Annotated in this window: 15 protein-coding genes; 10 read left to right on the forward strand and 5 right to left on the reverse strand. The window is 71.7% G+C overall.

Annotated elements, in window-relative coordinates; all coding sequences use genetic code 11:
* Positions 1-100: 100 nt before the first annotated feature.
* From ACQP0N_RS05960 to ACQP0N_RS05975, 4 genes are all read left to right on the forward strand, one after another.
* On the forward strand, positions 101-1354 hold the full coding sequence (locus ACQP0N_RS05960) for a sensor histidine kinase (RefSeq protein ID WP_433118224.1): 1254 nt from the start codon (positions 101-103) through the stop codon (positions 1352-1354).
* Positions 1333-2103 carry a response regulator gene (locus ACQP0N_RS05965; RefSeq protein ID WP_433121457.1) on the forward strand — a complete coding sequence of 257 codons (771 nt, stop codon included), beginning with the start codon at positions 1333-1335 and terminating at the stop codon, positions 2101-2103. Before ACQP0N_RS05960 ends, ACQP0N_RS05965 begins: the two co-directional genes overlap by 22 nt.
* 92 nt (positions 2104-2195) lie before the next feature.
* Positions 2196-3608 (forward strand): ATP-binding protein, encoded by a 1413-nt coding sequence (locus tag ACQP0N_RS05970; RefSeq protein WP_433118226.1) that lies wholly within the window; start codon positions 2196-2198, stop codon positions 3606-3608.
* A gap of 88 nt (positions 3609-3696) precedes the next feature.
* Positions 3697-4146, forward strand: a complete 450-nt coding sequence (locus ACQP0N_RS05975) for a hypothetical protein (protein ID WP_433118227.1) — start codon at positions 3697-3699, stop codon at positions 4144-4146.
* 152 nt (positions 4147-4298) lie between these two features.
* Here ACQP0N_RS05975 and ACQP0N_RS05980 read toward each other — a convergent pair whose 3' ends face one another.
* Complete coding sequence (locus ACQP0N_RS05980) at positions 4299-5087, reverse strand: D-Ala-D-Ala carboxypeptidase family metallohydrolase (protein ID WP_355051917.1); 789 nt, start codon at positions 5085-5087, stop codon at positions 4299-4301.
* Between the two features lie 304 nt (positions 5088-5391).
* Between ACQP0N_RS05980 and ACQP0N_RS05985 the strand changes: the two genes are divergently transcribed.
* Both ACQP0N_RS05985 and ACQP0N_RS05990 read left to right on the forward strand, forming a co-directional pair.
* Positions 5392-6030 carry a DUF6642 family protein gene (locus ACQP0N_RS05985; protein WP_007456059.1) on the forward strand — a complete coding sequence of 213 codons (639 nt, stop codon included), beginning with the start codon at positions 5392-5394 and terminating at the stop codon, positions 6028-6030.
* A 45-nt stretch (positions 6031-6075) separates the two neighbouring features.
* On the forward strand, positions 6076-6540 hold the full coding sequence (locus tag ACQP0N_RS05990; RefSeq protein ID WP_433118230.1) for a PPOX class F420-dependent oxidoreductase: 465 nt from the start codon (positions 6076-6078) through the stop codon (positions 6538-6540).
* Positions 6541-6595: 55 nt separating this feature from the next.
* Here ACQP0N_RS05990 and ACQP0N_RS05995 read toward each other — a convergent pair whose 3' ends face one another.
* On the reverse strand, positions 6596-7237 hold the full coding sequence (locus ACQP0N_RS05995; RefSeq protein WP_433118232.1) for an NAD(P)-dependent oxidoreductase: 642 nt from the start codon (positions 7235-7237) through the stop codon (positions 6596-6598).
* Between the two features lie 133 nt (positions 7238-7370).
* Between ACQP0N_RS05995 and ACQP0N_RS06000 the strand changes: the two genes are divergently transcribed.
* A complete protein-coding gene (locus ACQP0N_RS06000) occupies positions 7371-8414 on the forward strand; it encodes a hypothetical protein (protein ID WP_433118234.1) in 1044 nt (347 codons plus the stop codon).
* A 46-nt stretch (positions 8415-8460) separates the two neighbouring features.
* Here the strand turns inward: ACQP0N_RS06000 and ACQP0N_RS06005 are convergent, their stop codons facing one another.
* Entirely contained in the window at positions 8461-9693 is a 1233-nt protein-coding gene (locus tag ACQP0N_RS06005; RefSeq protein WP_433118236.1) for a serine hydrolase domain-containing protein, read from the reverse strand.
* 83 nt (positions 9694-9776) lie between these two features.
* On the opposite strand from ACQP0N_RS06005, the gene ACQP0N_RS06010 reads away from it, so the two are divergent.
* The 3 genes from ACQP0N_RS06010 (at position 9777) to ACQP0N_RS06020 (ending at position 11922) form a co-directional block, all read left to right on the forward strand.
* Entirely contained in the window at positions 9777-10370 is a 594-nt protein-coding gene (locus tag ACQP0N_RS06010; protein ID WP_355051912.1) for a pentapeptide repeat-containing protein, read from the forward strand.
* Positions 10371-10546: 176 nt separating this feature from the next.
* Positions 10547-11512, forward strand: coding sequence for a hypothetical protein (locus ACQP0N_RS06015; protein WP_433118238.1), 966 nt, complete (start codon positions 10547-10549; stop codon positions 11510-11512).
* Between the two features lie 86 nt (positions 11513-11598).
* Positions 11599-11922, forward strand: coding sequence for a hypothetical protein (locus ACQP0N_RS06020; protein WP_355051910.1), 324 nt, complete (start codon positions 11599-11601; stop codon positions 11920-11922).
* 12 nt (positions 11923-11934) lie between these two features.
* Here the strand turns inward: ACQP0N_RS06020 and dacB are convergent, their stop codons facing one another.
* Together dacB and ACQP0N_RS06030 are read right to left on the reverse strand one after the other, a co-directional pair.
* Complete coding sequence (dacB, locus tag ACQP0N_RS06025) at positions 11935-13518, reverse strand: D-alanyl-D-alanine carboxypeptidase/D-alanyl-D-alanine endopeptidase (RefSeq protein ID WP_433118240.1); 1584 nt, start codon at positions 13516-13518, stop codon at positions 11935-11937.
* Between the two features lie 51 nt (positions 13519-13569).
* Complete coding sequence (locus ACQP0N_RS06030) at positions 13570-14304, reverse strand: MIP/aquaporin family protein (RefSeq protein ID WP_433118242.1); 735 nt, start codon at positions 14302-14304, stop codon at positions 13570-13572.
* Positions 14305-14336: the final 32 nt, after the last annotated feature.

The following is a 14336-nucleotide window of genomic DNA, read 5'->3' on the forward strand; positions in this document are numbered from 1 at the left end:
CGCTGCGGCCACCGGTCGGCGCCGCAGCTACCTTGGTCGACGCCCGGGTCGAGACTTTGGTAGCTGGTTGTCCGGGCCGGTAGCTGCCTAGCATGGGCGCGTGACCAGCATCGCCGTGCCCGAGCACCCCTGGCTGCTGCCGGGGGAGCTGGTGGTGCCGGCGGAGCCCGAGCGCGCTCGTCCGCGTCGCACCACCCGTGACTGGGTGGTGGACAGCGTCGCATTCCTGATCAGCCTGCTCTGGGTGCTGTTCGCCACCGTCGACGGCCTGTCGCCCAACCCCGAGGCGGCGGTTCCGCTGCCGCACGACTGGATGGTCGGCGTGGACGCGCTGATCGGACTGGTGTGCTGCGGGCTGCTCTGGCTGCGCCGCCGGTGGCCGCTCGGGTTGGCGGTGCTCACCCTTCCGTTGAGCCTGTTCTCGCTGGCCGCCGCCATCCCGCTGTTGATCCTCTACTTCACCGTGGTGGTGCACCGGCGGACCGCTGTCGCGATCGCGATCACCGCCGCCGGCCTGGTCTGCAACCTGGTCTTCAGTTGGACGCGCCCGGACCCGAAGTGGCCGTACTGGCTCACCGTGGCGTGGGGTGTCGTGATCACTCTCGCCGTGTTGGCCTGGGGGATGTTCGTGCGGGCCCGGCGGCAGTTGATCGTTTCGCTGCGCGAACGCGCCGAGCGGGCCGAGGCCGAACAGCAGTTGCGGGTCGCCCAGGCCCGCCACCTCGAACGCACCCGCATCGCCCGGGAGATGCACGACGTGCTGGCCCACCGGATCTCCCTGCTCAGCCTGCACGCGGGAGCGCTGGAGTTCCGCCCCGACGCCCCGGCCGACGAGGTCGGGCGGGCGGCCGGGGTGATCCGAGCCAGCGCGCACGCCGCTCTGCAGGACCTGCGGGAGGTCATCGGGGTGCTCCGGGCCGAGGGCGACGGCGCCGGTGACGCGCCCGAGCCGCCCCAGCCCACCCTCGCCGACCTGCCGGCCCTGATCGACGAGTCGCGGACGGCCGGAGTGCGGGTCAACGTCAGCGACAGCGTGGGCCGGTCGGCGGAGGCGCCGGCGGCGCTGGGCCGGGCCGCCTACCGGATCGTGCAGGAGGGTCTGACCAACGCCCGCAAGCACGCGGCCGGCGCGGCCGTCACCGTGGACGTGACCGGTGGCCCGGGCGCCGGGCTGACCGTGGCGATCGCCAACCGGTGGCCGGTGGGCACTCCGGTCGGCGGCACGCTCCCGGGCGCGGGCACCGGCCTGGTCGGCATCAGCGAACGGGTCGCCCTGGCCGGCGGCCGGCTCGCCTACGGGCGGGACGACACCGGTGACTTCCGGCTGGCGGCCTGGCTGCCGTGGCCGGCGTGACCGCGCCGCCCGGCGGGCCCGGCTCTCCGGACGTGCCCAGCGCCCACGGCAGCCTCGGTTCGACCGGCGGGGCGGGGCCGGAGCCGGTGCGGGTGCTGATCGTGGACGACGACGCGCTGGTCCGGGCGGGGCTCTCGATGATCCTCGGCGGCCTGCCGGACCTGTTGGTGGTGGGCGAGGCGGCCGACGGCGGCGAGGTGCCCGCGGCGGTCGCCGCGTACGCCCCCGACGTGGTGTTGATGGACATCCGGATGCCCCGGGTGGACGGGCTGGCTGCCACCGAGGCGCTGCGCACGCAACCGCACCCGCCCGAGGTGCTGGTGCTCACCACCTTCGACGCCGACGAGCAGGTGCTCCGGGCGTTGCGCGCCGGAGCGGCCGGTTTCCTGCTCAAGGACACCCCGCCGGTGGACATCGTGCACGCGATACGCCGGGTCGCCGGGGGCGAGGCGATGCTCTCCCCGTCGGTGACGCGCACGTTGATCAACCACGTGACCGCCGCCAACCCGGGCCCGCCCGGCCCCGATCCGCGACGCGAACGGGCGCTGCGCCTGCTCGCCGCGCTCAGCGAGCGGGAACGGCAGGTCGCCATCGCCCTGGGTCGGGGCTACACCAACGCCGAGATCGCGGGGGAGTTGTTCATGAGCGTGGCGACGGTGAAGGCGTACGTCTCCCGGCTGCTGACCCGACTCGACCTCAACAACCGGGTCCAGGTGGCCCTGCTCGTGCACGACGCCGACCTCGTCTGAGCTTGCGACCTGGCTTGCGCCACTGTCATTGATACACTCATTTTTGAGTGTTCCAAAAATGACAGCATCAAGGGTGGTTCATGGACGGTTTCGTGGGACGAGAGCGAGAACTGGCCCTGCTCGACGGAATGCTCGCCCGGGTAGCTCGCGGTGGTCGTGCTGGTCGGCCGGGGCGGGCGCTGCTCATGCGCGGCCGGCGCCGGGTCGGCAAGTCCCGGCTCGTGGAGGAGTTCGTCGAGCGGGGTGAGGTCCCCCACCTCTTCTTCACCGCCTCCGCGCAGCCCTCTGCCGCCGCCGACCTCGCCCTCTTCGTGGAAGCGGCGGCCGCCTCCACGTTGCCCGAAGCCCACCTGCTGAGCGAGCAGCAGCCGCGGACCTGGGACGCCGCGCTCACCCTGCTCGCCGCCGCGTTGCCGGCCGATCGGCCGAGCGTCGTCGTCCTGGACGAGATGCCGTACCTCATCGCGAGCGATCCGGGTTTCGAGGGCACGCTGCAGAAGGTCTTCGACCGCGAGCTGTCCCGGCGGCCGGTCCTGCTGATCTGCGTCGGCTCGGACCTGGCCATGATGGAAGCCCTGAACGACTATGGTCGGCCGTTCCACCAGCGGGCCACCGAGATGGTCGTCCCTCCGCTGAGCCCGGCCGATGTCCGCGACATGCTCGACCTCTCCGCCGCCGACGCGTTCGACGCCTACCTGGTGTCCGGGGGTCTGCCGCTGATCCTCGACGAGTGGCCGACCGGTGCGTCGGTGCACGACTATCTGGCCGACGCGGTACGCGATCCGACCTCAGCCCTGCTGGTCAGCGGCGAACGCGCGCTCGCGGCGGAGTTTCCACCCCAGTCCCAGGCGGGTCTGGTGCTGCGGGCCATCGGCTCCGGTGAGCGGACCTTCACGCTGATCTCCCGTGCGGCGGGGGACCTACCGCAGGCGTCGCTGAACCGTGCCCTGGGTCTGCTGACCCAGAAGCGGGCCGTGGAGGTCACCGTCCCGCTGTCGACCAAGCCGTCACGGGAGACGAGGTATGCGGTGGCTGACCCGTACCTGCGTTTCTGGCTGTCGTTCCTGGGGCCCCACCTGGCCGAGATCGAGCGTGGGCGAGGTGACCTGACCCTGCAGCGGATCCTGCGATCGTGGACCTCCTGGCGGGGCCGGGCGATCGAGCCTGTCGTCCGCGAGACGATGCGCCGGCTGCCCGGAGACACGCTGCCGGCCGAAGCGTCGGCGATCGGCGGCTATTGGACGCGTACGAACGACCCGGAGATCGACATCGTCGGTGCCGATCGGGGCCCCGTCGCAGAGCGCATCTGCTTCGTCGGCTCGGTGAAGTGGCAGGAGAACCGTCCCTTCGATGCCCATGACCTGGGCCGACTACTTCTGCACCGGTCCCGGCTGCCCGGAGCGGACGAATCGGTACCGACCGTTGCCGTGTCGCGTAGCGGCACCGCCGTCGATGGGCTCCGTGTGCTGTCGCCGGAGGATCTGCTTACCGCGTACCGGAATTGAACCTTCGTCCGATGCCGGCCGTACCACTGCCCGAGGATGTCGGTGCGGTCAGTCCGCCGTACCGCTGCCGAGCTGCGGGAGGCCTGCCGTGCGTGTTGGTGAGCAGTCGACGGATCCCATCGACCAGGTGCTGGGTGAGGTGCCGATGCCGGCGCCACTGACCCCCGAGGATGTCCGGCTCGCGGTCCGGGCGGTGGTCGTACACACCGCCGAGGAGTGGCCGACCGGACCGTTGTGCCGCAACGACGGCGCGTCCTACCCGTGCCGCCTGCACCGCTGGGGGCGTCGGGTCCTGGAGGCGCACGGGCTCAACGAGCGGCAGATCGAGGCGCTGATCCGGCACGGCAACCCGTTCGTGCACGTGCCGTTCCCGTTCACCGCGACCGGGCCGTCGTCCGCGCGTCCCGCCGGCGTCCGGCCGGCCACGCCCGCCGGCTATCCGGCGCCGCCGCCCGGTCGGGCCGGACTGCCCTCGCGACACCAGGCCGCGCGGGCCACCCCCACGGGGTACGACCCGCGCCTGCCAGCCGCCCGGTGAGTCCCGGTGTCACCGCGCCGCGCTGGCCCCGGGCGAGCTGAGCGGCGTCACCCCACGGCCCGCTCGGCCCGCTCTGCCCGGGGCGACAGGGCGTCGGCCCGACGCGGAGGTTTCCCCACCGCGTCGGGCCGACGTCACGCCGACCGGCTGGTTCAGTCGTTGCCAGCGCCGATCCCACAGTCCGGCGCGGACCAGTTCGTCGTGTTCGAACTGCTGTCGCTGTTGTTCTCGCGCCGCGAGTCGACGTGCACGTGGTCGTCGTGGTCGGGATAGCCGGGTCCGTAGATCCCGCTGAAGCCGTGGTTACGGGCGTCCCGCGCGACCGTGCACAGGGACGACGTCCGTGAGGTGACGTCGGCCGCGTGGCCGTACAGGTGCTGGCTGTCCGACGCGCCGCCGACCTGGTTGTTGCAGGCACGGCTGCGGAAACCGCTGGTCACGTTCAGCGGCTTGTCGCCGAGGCTCTTGCGCAACGCCTCCAACTTCCACATGGTGCGCAGCGCGTTCTGCTTGGTCTGGGCCGCCGACAGCGGACCGCCGCTCCACCCGCTGCCCCCGCACCCGTTGTCCAGCTCGTTGTAGCTGAAGTGCGCGGGCGTGCAGTCGTTGTCCTGGAGTTGGTACAGCTTCGCGTACGTCTGCGGGCCGGCGATGCCGTCGGCGCGCAATCCGTACGCCTGCTGGAACCGCTTCACCGCGGCGGCGGTCTTCGGTCCGTAGCGGCCGTCGTTCTCGACGATGTCCCGATAGCCGGCCCAGCCGGCGACCCGGATCTGCAGCTGACGGACGTCGTCGCCCGAGCGCCCCTGGTAGAGGTTGCGGTTCCAGGTGTAACAGCCGTCCGCGTACGCTGCCGGCGCGGCGACCACCGAGGCGATCGCTGCCCCGGGCAACGCCAGGGCGAAAGCGACAGCAACTCGCTTCAAGGTGTTTACGCGCACAGAAGTCCTCCCGATAGGAGAGCGAATGGGGTGGCTCGGGGACATCGACCGGGACGTCCCGCGATTTCCACCATCGCACTGATCAGTGCGGTTGGCGGCAATAACGAGAATTGTCCTCACGATTGGCCCGTTCCTGGGCACCGCCTGTGAATTCGGCTGATTTGCGAAACAGCCATTTCCCCCGATCGGCCCGGGAAAGCGGGAACGGCACCGAACGTCGCATTCCGGCGCACCCAGGGTGATGTTCCTCCTCCCTGGGAGGGCGGTAACGTCAGGCCCGGGCGGCGAACTGGCGGAGGTGCACGTGGCACGCGGTGGCGTCTTCTGTGTCGAGGGTCAGTGGCACCGTGACCTCAACGAACGCGGTTCCGTGCTGCCCACGCTCGAACTGCTGGAACGACTCGGCAAGATCCGCTTCATCCACAAGGACGCCGCCACCCGCGACGAGTTGTTCTACTTCCTGGACCGCTGGCTGCTCAAGCAGTACGCCGACCACCGCGTCGGCTTCTTCGCCATGCACGGTGAGCCGAGCCGGCTCTGCCTCACCGACTGGCAGTCGGTGGAGCTGAACGAGGTGGCCGAGTTGATGGCCGGCCGCTGCGAGGGGCGGCGGCTCTACTTCGGCAGCTGCTCGGTGCTGCGCGCGTCGGACGCGGTGCTGCGCGAGTTCCTGGAGGTCACCGGCGCCGCCCTGATCTGCGGTTTCACCCGGGACGTCGACTGGGTTGAATCGGCCGCCTTCGAAACCGTCCTGCTCGACGTGCTGGCCAACGGGCAACGGCACAACGCCGCCGAACTGCGGATGGGCTCGGCGCACTGGGCGCCACTCGCCTCGTACCTCGGCTTTCGGGTGATATATGCCAACGGCCGGGCGTGGCGCCCGGCCGGCCGGCCCCGCGTGCCCACCCAGGCGGTGCACCGGGCGGCCGCCGACCCCCGCTGACCCCCACCGCCCGCGGGCCCGCCGCCGGCCTGGTAGGAACGAGTGATGGCACGCAGCATCGCGAAGAACACCCGGGTCGACCGGGACACCCTGCTCGATTTCCTCCGACCGCGACACCGTGTCGTGCTGATGACCACCCGGGCCGACGGCCGGCCGCAGTCCTCCCCGGTCTCCGCCGGCATCGACGGCGAGGGTCGGCTGGTGGTGTCCACGTACCCCGAGCGGGCGAAGGTGACGAACATCCGTCGCGATCCCCGGGTCTCGGCGTGCGTTCTCTCCGACGACTGGAACGGCCCGTGGGTGCAGATCGACGGCACGGCCGAGGTGCTGGACCTGCCCGAGGCGCTGGAGCCGTTGGTCGAGTACTTCCGCAGCATCTCCGGCGAGCACCCGGACTGGGACGACTACCGGGCGGCGATGGTGCGCCAGGGCAAGTCGCTGATCCGGGTGACCATCGACGCCTGGGGTCCGATCGCCACCGGCGGTTTCCCGGCCCGCCTGGGCGACTGACCGCCCGCTTGAACCGACCGCTGAGGGCCGAGCCGTCCGCCGATCGTCGCGCTGGTCAGTACGCGGCGGTGAAGCGCGTGTTCAGGTACCGGGGCTGCTCGATCTCGTCGACGATCGCGACCGCGAGGTCCTCGTAGGTCAGCACCGACCGGCCCTGGTCATCGGTGACCGGCTCGTCGGTGCCCGTGCGGTAGTGCCCGGTGCGGTCGCCGGGATGGAACTCCAGCGGCGGCGGCGAGACGTAGGTCCAGCGCACCCCGTCGGCGGAGCTGCGGTAGTAGTCGAGAGCGTCGGCCTGGCCCATCGCCGAGTCCCGGTACTGCTCGGGGAAGTCCGGCTCGTCGAGGAAGCGGGTGCCGCGCGGGGTGAGCAGGGTGGACCCGCCACCCAGATGGATGATCCGGGGCGCGGCCGGCATGGGCCGCAGGGTGGTCACCAGGGTCTCGGCGGCCGTGCGCCAGAGCCCGCGCTCGCCGCCGCCGATGGCCACCACCAGCGCGTCCGCGTCCGGCGCCAACTCCCGGACACTGCGTTCGCTGGTGGCGTCGCCGGTGACCGTCCGCACCCCGTCCGGCAGGTACGAGGTCGCCTCCGGGCGACGGACCGCGGCGATCACCCGGTGTCCCCGGTCGACGGCCTCGGCGGCGATCCGCGACCCGGCGGTGCCGCCCGCGCCAAACACGACGATGGTGCTCACCAGCCCAGGCTAGGGCCGGCTCGCCCCGGAGATGCCGTTATGACGAACCCGGTCGGGCGTTCAGGGGAGCGGCCGACTGGCGTGCGTCCACTACGGTGAGCCGAACAAGATCCATTGACTGAACGGGGAATCCATGAAGCACCTCTCCGCCCGCCGGCTGCTCGCCTGGACGATGCCTGCCACCCTGGCGCTCGCCGTCGTCCCGGCCCTGCCGGCCCAGGCCGCGCCGGTCAACACGCCGACCACCGCCGTCGCCGGCACGGTCGACAAGGACCTCAACGGTGACGGCGTACCGGACCTGGTGACCGCCGGCGGCACCACGACGGGCCTCGACTCCGGCGTCTGGACGGCGCGGGGCCGGATCAACGCGACCACCGGCGTCGGTACCGGCCGGGTGAAGGTCCCAGCGGTGAACATCGGCATCTACGGCAATGGCGTCACCGGGAACGAATCGCCGGCCGACTTCGACGGCGCCCAGATGATCACCGGCACCTTCTGGGGCACCGCGAACCAGGACTTCCTGGCCTACTACCCGGGTGGCGACAACGCCGGTGGCGGCGTCATCATCAAGGGTCTCGGCGACGGCACGATGGCCAAGCCCTACAACGCCAATGTCGGTCTCACGCGCGATCTCATGCTCGACGAGTACGGCAACGCTCCGATCCAGCTCATCAACGGGTACGTGGCGGACGGTGCCGGCGACTACATCCCTGACCTGGTCGGGATCGTCGGCGACACGACGAACGGCTACCGACTGGCCTACTACCCGAACGCCTGGGCGGCGGGCCTCTACTTCCGGGTGGCGTTGAACACCGCCACCCCGACCGGCGGCAGCGACTGGCAGAACTGGACCCTGGCCAGCACCGAGTTGGCTTCGGGCGTGGCCCTGGTCCTGCGCAACGCCACGACCGGCGACCTGTACCTGTGGCAGGGCGTGACGATGACCGACAACGGCGACGGGACCGGCGCGCTCGCCTACAGCCAGTACCGGCTCGCCTCGGGCTGGAACACCGGCGTGGCGATCAGCAGCCTCCTCGCCGCCGACATGAACGCCGACGGTGTGGCCGACCTGTGGGCCGTGTTCCCCGACGGCAGCGTGCAGGCGTACCTGATTTCGAACCTCTCCGTCAGCAAGCCGGCGAAGATCCGCGCGATCCAGCCGCAGCAGCTCGGCTGAGCTGCGGTGCGGGGTCCGTCAGCCGTGGGCGACGGACCCCGCCCCCTCAGTCGACGAGTGCGGCGTAGACGAGCTGGCGCAGCTGGGAGCGGAGGGGATGGGTGCTCGACGGCAGGAGCTGGGTGAAGAGCATCGCGGTGATCTCCTCGGTCGGGTCCACCCAGAAGGCGGTGCTGGCGACCCCGCCCCAGTAGTACTCGCCGACGCTGCTCGGCACCCGGCTCGGAATCGGGTCCTCGACGACCGCGAAGCCGAGGCCGAAGCCGACCCCGTCCAGGGTGCTCTCGGCGAAGCCGCCGGTGGACAGGGTGCCCAGGTCCTGCCCGCCGGGCAGGTGGTTGCGGGCCATGAAACGCACCGTGCGCGGCCCGAGCAGACGTACGCCGTCCAAGTCGCCGACGCGCAGCAGCATCTGGGTGAAGCGGTGGTAGTCGGCGGCGCTGGAGATCAGGCCGCCGCCACCGGAGAGCAGGTCGGGCTTGTGGTGCGCCAGAGCGCCGAGCCGGTCGTAGCGGAACGCCTGCCCGGTGCGCGGATCCGGCGCGTAGAGCGCGGCCAGCCGCTCGGCCTCGTCGCCCTCCACCCACCAGCGGGTGTCCGTCATGCCCAGCGGGGCGAAGATCCGGTCGGCGAAGAAGGCGTCGAGGCTCTGCCCGGAGACCACCTCGACCAGCCGACCGAGCACGTCGGTGGCGACCGAGTAACCCCAGGCCGTGCCGGGCTCGAAGAGCAGGGGGAACTCGGCGAAGGCCGCGCAGGCCGTGGCCAGGTCGACGCCCGCCGGCGGATACATGTCGTAGCCGGCGGCCCGGTAGAGCCCGTCGACCACCGACGTCTGCATGAAGCCGTACGTCAGGCCGGACGTGTGGGTGAGCAAATGCCAGACCCGGATCGGCTCGGTCGCCGGCACCGTGTACGGCTTGAGCGTCGAACCCTTCGAGTAGACCCGCAGGTCGGCGAACTCGGGCAGCCAGCGGCTGATCTCGTCGGTCAGCTCGAAGCGGCCCTCCTCCCACAGCATCATCGCCGCGACCGAGGTGATCGGCTTGGTCATCGAGTAGATGCGCCAGAGCGTGTCCGCCCCGACCGGCGCACCCGACTCGCGGTCCCGCAGGCCGTACGTCGAGGAGTGCGCCACCTCGCCGCGGCGGGTGACCACCACCTGCCAGCCGGCGAGCCGGCCGTCGTCTACGTACCTGCCGAAGTGTTCGTCGATCCGGGCCAGCCGTTCCGGGTCGAAGCCGATCTCATCCGGGTCCTTGCTCCGCGCCACACTCACGCCGCCGAAACTACTCGCCGGTACGCCGCTACCGGAAGGGGCGGCTCCCCGGTGGTGTCGGTCGGCGGCACTAGCCTGGCCGAATGCCGGAGTTGACCGAGGACGTGACCTTCCGCAACGAGGACTGGTACGGCGAGGAGTTGGCCGACCGCCACTTCGTTGCCTGCGAGTTCTTCGACGTGGACCTGACCGAGGCGGTCACCCGGGGCGCGGTCTTCACGGGATGCACGTTCGGCAACGTGCGGTTCAACGCGTCCCGGCACCTCGACTCCGCGTTCACCCGCTGCGTCTTCAAGCGCTGCAACTTCTTCGAGGCCGAGTTCACCGGTTGCAAGCTGGTGGGCAGCACCTTCGTCCAGTGCGAGCTGCGCCCGTTGCGCGTCGACGGCGGCGACTGGTCATTCGTCGCGCTACCTGGCGCGGACCTGCGCGCCGTCCGGTTGAGCGACGTGCGGATGCGCGAGGCCGACCTGACCGGCGCGAACCTCACCGGGGCCACCGTGACCGGCGTCGACCTCTCCGGAGCGCAACTTCAGCGCTGCCGCCTCGGCGGCGCCGACCTGCGGCGCAGTGATCTCACCGCGCTCGACCCGACCTCGGTCGAGCGGGCCGGCGCGCTCGTGGACGCCGAGCAGGCTCTCGTCATCGCGCAGGCGCTCGGCTTCCGCATCGGCTGACCCGGGGTGACCACCGGACGGTGAGACGGCCGTCCCATACCGTCCCGATCCGGACTGGACACGTCATGCTGTCCCGATTTAGCGTGTCGACCACGCCGGTGCAATCGTGAACGACCCACAGTGGACGGTCGATCCGTCACGTGCGGTGGCGGTCGGGCGGCAACGTGGAGGAGTCGGTGGCGGACGAGGACCGTACGCGGGATGGTTCGCGGGCCGGGGACGAGCCGGCCGCGCGACCCGCGTCGCACCGGCCGCGATCCGCCGCGGCTGGACTGGGTCACCGAGCGCTGCGCCGGCTCGCCCGCGCCCGGCAGCGGCGACGTTGGGCCCTGGAAGGGGTCGGCGCGGTCGTCTGCCTCGTGGTGCTCGTGGCGTACCTCGGTTCGCGGTCCGGCCCGGATTCGGGCGACGCGACGGTCGGCGGCCCGGGCGGCGTGCCCGCCGGCGCCGCCCGTCCGACGGGCCTGCCGGGCGCGGACGGACGTACCGGCGAGGCCGGCCCGGCGCTGCCGGGTCTGCGGCCCCGGCAGCGGCCACCCTCGCCCGAGCCGACGCCGTCGACCAGCCCTCCCGCCCCCGAGTCGGAGAAGCCGGCCGCGTCGCTGCTGTCGGTGACCCGCGCCGAGGTGCCCGCCGAGGTCGACCTGACCGCCGTGGGCACCCGGGACTGGATGCACTGGGGGCCGGGCGGCGGCAACTCGACGGTCCGCAAGCAGTCCGGCTCCGGGGAGATCGTCGACGGGGGCGGAAAGGGGCGCCGGATCGGCTGGGACGGCAACCAGGAGGTCGTCCGCTGGTCCGACGGCGCGCCCGACCGTTGGGACCGGGGCACCTCCGACGGTGTCTACACCTGCGGCGTGGGCAACGGGTTCAGCCTGACGGTCGTCGGCAGCGGTGCGCCGCGCACGGTCCAGGTGTACGCCGGAATCTGGATGGCGCGCGGCCGGCTCGACGTGCGGTTGTCGACGGGCGGGCCGGTCAGCACCCTCCGCCTGGAGGACCCGTACACCAGTCAGAGCGCCCAGTTCGTCATCCGGTTCGCGGCGCCGAAGGACGCCCGGCTGGTGGTGAGCTGGACGGTCGAGAAGGTCTACACCGAGCACTGCGGGAACGTCGGCCTCCAAGCCGTCGCGCTGCGCTGAGCGGGACAGTTTGTCCGTCGCCCTCCGTCGGTGACGACGTAACTTTCTGCTGTCCCCGTTCACGTTCCACTGTGGAGGCAGCGCAGATGAGCAGCAGTACCGCCCACCGCGTCCGTCCTGCCGTCTCTCCCGGCGTCGACGAGCCGGAGGTGCTCCGCGACATCCCCCTGCCGCCGTACGTGACGGGCGAGGATGCCCAGTTCGCGGTACGCGCGGTGGTGGTACACGCGCCCCGGCGCTGGTCCGGTGGGGTGGTCTGTCGCAACGACGCCAGCCCCCACCCGTGCCGGCTGCACCGGTGGGGCACCCGGGTGTTGACGCTCCGCGGCCTGCACGCCGCCGAGATCGCCGCGCTCATCGAGCGCGGCGACCCCGCGGCGGTACCCCCCACACCGAAGCGACCCGCCTGACCTGCGTGCTGATCAGCAGGTGATCGGCTTCACCCAGGAGCACTCCACGCCCTCCGGCGTACGCGGAGCCTGGGGCACCTCGGGCGCTGCGACCCGGGCCGCGCTCGCGCCGTCCTCGCGATGGCTGGCCAACGTCACCGCGATCTGGTCCTCCAGCGCCTTCACCGACGCCGTCAGGTAGTTGTTGAGCAGGATGGAGAACGCGAGCAGGTGGCCGTCGGCGCTGGTGACGTAGCCGGACAGCGCCGATACACCGGTCAGGCTGCCGGTCTTGGCGTGGACGTTGCCCGCCGCCGGGGTACCGGCCATCCGGCTGCGCAGCGTGCCGCCGACGAACCGCTCCGGTTGCCCCGCGATGGGCAGCGCCGCGTACCAGGTGGGGAACCAGGGCTGGGCTCGCACGGCGGCCAGGAGGTCGACGAACTCCGCCGCTGGCACCAGGTCGCGGCGGGACAGGCCCGAGCCGTCGCGCTGGCGCAGCGTTCCGGTGTCCATTCCGGTGTCGGCGACGTACTCGCTGATCCCGGTGAGACCGGCGGACCAGGTGCCGGTGCCGGAGAGCACCCGGCCGATCTCCTTGGTCAGCACCTCGGCGTGCCCGTTGTTGGAGAGCTTGAGGAAGGGTGTCATCAGCTCACCCAGGCTCATCGAGTCGTGTCTGGCCACCGGGTTGGCCGTCTCCGGCGTGGGCTCGCCGAGTACGGTCCGGCCGAGCACCCGTACGCCGTGCCGGCGCAGTGCCGCCCGGAAGACCTCGGCCGCGAGCCCGGTGGGCTCCCAGACGGTCACCCAGTCGCTGGTGGGCTCGTCGCCGACGGCGATCTGGCCGGTCACCACGACCGTGTTGTCGCCGTGCGCACGCTCGATGGAGATCGAGGTCTCGCCCTCGCTGACCGTCTCGGCCCGGTTGTCGATGCGGACATAGCTGGTGGGTGGTGTGGTGGTGACCACCGGCCGGGCGCCGGCCCGGTCGGCGGGCGCGGCGTGCACGATCACGGTGCCCGCGTCGTAGTCGGTGTCCGGGGCGACCGTCAGCGCGGAGACCTGCGCCGCGTAGTAGTAGGGCTCGTCGTCCCACGTCCAGTCCGGGCCCAACCGGGCGCGGTCGTAGCGGGTGTCGTCGGCCACCAGGTTGCCGGTGACGACCCGGACACCGGCGGCGGCGACCTGCGCGGCGAGCGCGTCGTAGTCGGCCGCCAACATGGTCGGATCGCCGCCGCCGCGCAGGTACAGATTGCCGGAGAGCAGCCCGCCGCGGCGCGGGCCGGTGGTCTGCACGTCGGTGCGGAAGTGGTGGCCCGGCCCGAGCAGTCCCAGGGCGGCGGTCGAGGTCAGCAGCTTGGTGTTGGAGGCCGGGATCAGCCGCCGGTCACCGTTGCGGTCGTAGAGGGTCTGCCCGGTGCTGGTGTCGACGACGACCACCGACGTCTGCGCGCCGGCCAGCCGGCTGTCGGCGAGGATCGCGTCGATGGTGGCGCGCAGTCGGGTCGTCGCGGGGGTGGGCGACTCGGCGGTGGCGCCGGACGCGCCCACGGTGGCCACGGTGGCGACCAGCGCGAGCAGGGCGACGGCGCGCGGAAAGAGACGACGATGCATGCGCCGATGCTGCCATGAAGATAATCGCCGGAGAAGACTCTCCTGCGAAGGTTATTGCCCTTCGTGATGTCCCGGGCGGCCGAGCGCCCGTTCGTGGCCGCCCCAGTAGTGCCGTTGCCCGCCCATCACCAGCGGTGCCACCAACGCGGCGAGCGCCCCGCCGAGCAGCGGAAAGACGATGAACACCCAGAGTTGGCGGAGCGCCACCCCGCCCTCGAAGACGGCCGGGCCGAAGGCGCGGGCCGGGTTGACCGCCGCGCCGGTCAGCGTCACGCCGACGAGTTGGGTCGTGGCCAGGGCCAGACCGATGGCAACCCCCGCGATGCCGGGGTTCTCGCTGCGACTGGTCACCACGAGCACGACCAGGACGAAGAGGAAGGTCAGCACGATCTCCAGTACGGCCGCGCCACCCCGGTTGATGTGCGCGCCGTACCCGTTCGAGCCCAGCGCCCCGGTCTGGTCCGCGACGTCACCCCACCGGGTCAGTGCCCAGAGTAGGAAGCCGGCCACGGTCGCCCCGGCGAACTGCGCGATCCAGTAGGCCACAGCGCCGATCACCGAGATCTTGCCGGAGAGCAGGACGCCGAGCGTCACCGCCGGATTGACGTGACTGCCGGAGAGCGGGCCGATCGTGTAGACGAGGGCCAGCATGACGAACCCGAAGGCCAGCGCGACGACCACCACGCCGCCCTGGACCCGCCCGGCGACGGCGGCGCCCACGCCGAAGAAGACCAGCAGCAGCGTGCCGAGGAATTCGGCAGCCGCACGGCGGGCGTCATCCATCATTTACTCAGCGTAAGGATAGTTCCGCGCGCTGG

This window comes from Micromonospora sp. CA-246542 (assembly GCF_050942905.1).
Lineage (GTDB): Bacteria > Actinomycetota > Actinomycetes > Mycobacteriales > Micromonosporaceae > Micromonospora.